The organism is Acidiplasma aeolicum (genome assembly GCF_001402945.1).
Taxonomy (GTDB): Archaea; Thermoplasmatota; Thermoplasmata; order Thermoplasmatales; family Thermoplasmataceae; genus Acidiplasma; species Acidiplasma aeolicum.
This window is the reverse complement of the sequence record NZ_LKBG01000075.1, coordinates 1-2,912: the sequence shown is the minus strand read 5'-3', so window position 1 is coordinate 2,912 and position 2,912 is coordinate 1. Positions and strand designations below refer to the sequence as shown.

Below are 2,912 nucleotides of genomic sequence, written 5' to 3'. Positions count from 1 at the left end.
TCAAGGTGTTCAGCAAGTGATGTTGATGCAACTATATTTTCAATTGTAATTTTCTTTACTTTTTCCATATTTAACTTGATTTTTTGGTAAGTATTCAATACCAAATCCCGCCTTTTCGTTTAGCTCAAAGTAACCATTTTTTGGAAAAGGAATCCCGGAAATGTTCTGTTCCATCCATTCCCTGTATTTTGTGAGAAATTCCGCCATAGGTGTGATGCTTTCAGGTTCAGAAGCAATAAAGTGAAGATTGTAAACATTTCCTGTATGGGGTATAACTACTGCACCATATGCCTCTGCCAATGCAGCGATTTTTTTCATTGCAGTAATTCCACCTGCCCAAACAGTATCGCATTGTATAATCCTTATACCCGCATCTAGAAGGTGTTTTACATCATATATATAATAATGATGTTCTCCTTCTGATATTGGTATATCAGTTTTCTTTGATAATAATTTCATTGATTCAAAATCATCTGGGAGAAACGGTTCCTCCATCCACGCTATTTCATATTTTTCTAGAGATTGTGCCATTTTTAATGCAAAATTATAATTCCACGACATCCAGGAATCACAAGCTAATGAAACATTATAGCCAACAGCATCTCTAATAATTTTAACTAACTCAATATTTTTTTCAACACCATCTATTTTGGATGGGCCATACAGAAACCTCATTTTCATGGTTTTATACCCCTCATTTACATAAGATATGGCCTCATCCTGCAGATTTTTTACATCTGTTGGATGAAGATGGCTGGCGTATGCCACAATTTTTTTTCTTGTCTTTCCGCCAATAAGTCTGTACACAGGAATGCCAAGAGATTTTGCATATATATCGTACATTAACAAGTTAATTGCACTTATTGCATGCATTGCAATACCTCCGCGTCCAACCGGCAGTGTGTATCTGTACATGTAATCCCATGCCATGGAAATATCCTCAAGATCAAGCCCAATAATTTTGGATTCTATCGCCTTAATGAAATCTGCAACGATCTCTGTAGTATTGTAATATGAAATTATATCTCCAGATTTCATTTCAAGTGTATATATTTTATTTATCATAGCAGCATCTGTCGGGGATTCATCACCAATGAAATCTATGTAATAATCTGTAGGTTTTACATATGGGAACAGAGGTTGCTTAACTTCCATTATATTTATAACTCTCAATGATTCTATTTTCATATTCTATAAATATCTGGGTTTTTATTAAAATATTATCCGGAAATTTCCGAAGTTGCTAATAAACTCTGTATATCGTATTTAATTCAAGATAAACACATATCCGGAATATTCCAAAATCGGAATAATTTTTATAGTCAGTAGTATTTTATAATAATATCAGCATTGATTTATATAACAAGTATAAGAAAAACTTATATATAAATAACAATTAAATAAATTATGAATACCCATTCATTATCGGAAGAAAACATTATAAGGGTAAATTTTAAAATGAATCATGAAAATTGCTGGACCAATATAACTGAAAATATGCCTGTAAAGGTACATACTCTAGCACATAATGTGTACCGTGATAGAGGATATATTTTTGGCTCTATTGAGGTAAAAGCACCCACAGCTAATATTATACATGAATTTTTACACAAATTTAAAAATTCAAATGCAATTAAGGAAATATACAATATTTTACCTATAAATGTTAATAAAAAAATATACCAGATATTCTTTAAGGAAAAGTATGATGGGATGATAAGTTCAATACTTTATGAGAATGGTGTAATATATCAAAATGATTACATTGAGAACAATGTTGAGACTGTTAATGCCTTAATTAGAAATCAGTCTGCAAAGGATTTAAAAAGTGAACTTTCAAAAATTGGGGAAATTAAAAAATTTACGCTTTCTGAAATTAATTACCATGAATACTACAGTGATTTTTTTGAACTTACTGAACAGGAAAGAACCATAATATATACAGCATTTATGAATGGTTATTATAGTATGCCTAGAAGGCTCTATCTTAAAGATCTTGAAAAAATGACAGGCATCTCAAAATCAGCACTAGAGGAATATATAAGGAAGGGAACAGAAAAAATTATACATAACTGGATTAATAGTAATATACCTATATTATACTCAAAAGATAGGTGATTTCAATGCGTTTTGACAATAAAAATGCCGTTATTACTGGTGGAAATAAAGGAATAGGAAATGCAATAGCCAAAGGTCTTGCAAGGGAAGGGGCGAATATTATATTTACATATGCACATGATGTAAACGCCGCAGTAGAAGCTGAAGGATATATGAAAAATCTTGGCGTTAAAGCATATGGTTATAAAATAGATCAGAGAAAAATTAATGAAATTCCAGCATTTATAAATTTTGTTAAGAAAACTTTTGACCATGTTGACATACTTGTTAACAATGCAGGTATATGCCCATTTAAAAATTATTTTGATATAGATGTAGGCCTTTTTAATGATGTCTGGACTTTAAATGTGGAAAGTCATTTTTTCATAACACAAAAAATATCTCAGTTAATGATACAAAATCATATCAAGGGTAGAATATTATTTATAAGTTCAATAAGTGCAATAGTTGGTGGAGAATACCAAGCTCACTATACAACGACAAAGTCGGGTATTAATGGAATGATGCATTCACTTGCAATAATCCTTGGTAAGTATGGAATTTTGGTAAATTCACTTGAACCTGGAACTATTTTAACCGATATTAATGCAGATGATCTTTCAGATCCTGAGAAAAGAAGATACATGGAAAAAAGGATACCACTTGGCAGGTTGGGTAGTCCAGAGGATATGGTTGGTCCAGCATTATTCCTTTTATCAGACGAAAATACTTATGTTAATGGTGCAGAGCTCCTAGCAGATGGGGGAATGTTAGTTAATTTACAGTAAATTTAATTAAATTTTTTTAGAATAAAA

The 2,912-nt window shown here is 31.4% G+C and carries 3 protein-coding genes; 2 read left to right on the top strand and 1 reads right to left on the bottom strand.

Going from position 1 to position 2,912, the window contains the following annotated elements; all coding sequences use genetic code 11:
* Positions 1-39: 39 nt before the first annotated feature.
* Entirely contained in the window at positions 40-1,188 is a 1,149-nt protein-coding gene (locus AOG54_RS02395; RefSeq protein WP_055032361.1) for an enolase C-terminal domain-like protein, read from the bottom strand.
* Between the two features lie 219 nt (positions 1,189-1,407).
* Between AOG54_RS02395 and AOG54_RS02390 the strand changes: the two genes are divergently transcribed.
* Together AOG54_RS02390 and rhaD are read left to right on the top strand one after the other, a co-directional pair.
* On the top strand, positions 1,408-2,118 hold the full coding sequence (locus AOG54_RS02390) for a helix-turn-helix domain-containing protein (RefSeq protein WP_048101123.1): 711 nt from the start codon (positions 1,408-1,410) through the stop codon (positions 2,116-2,118).
* A 5-nt stretch (positions 2,119-2,123) separates the two neighbouring features.
* Positions 2,124-2,885 (top strand): L-rhamnose 1-dehydrogenase, encoded by a 762-nt coding sequence (gene rhaD / locus AOG54_RS02385; RefSeq protein WP_054964143.1) that lies wholly within the window; start codon positions 2,124-2,126, stop codon positions 2,883-2,885.
* Positions 2,886-2,912 lie beyond the last annotated feature (27 nt).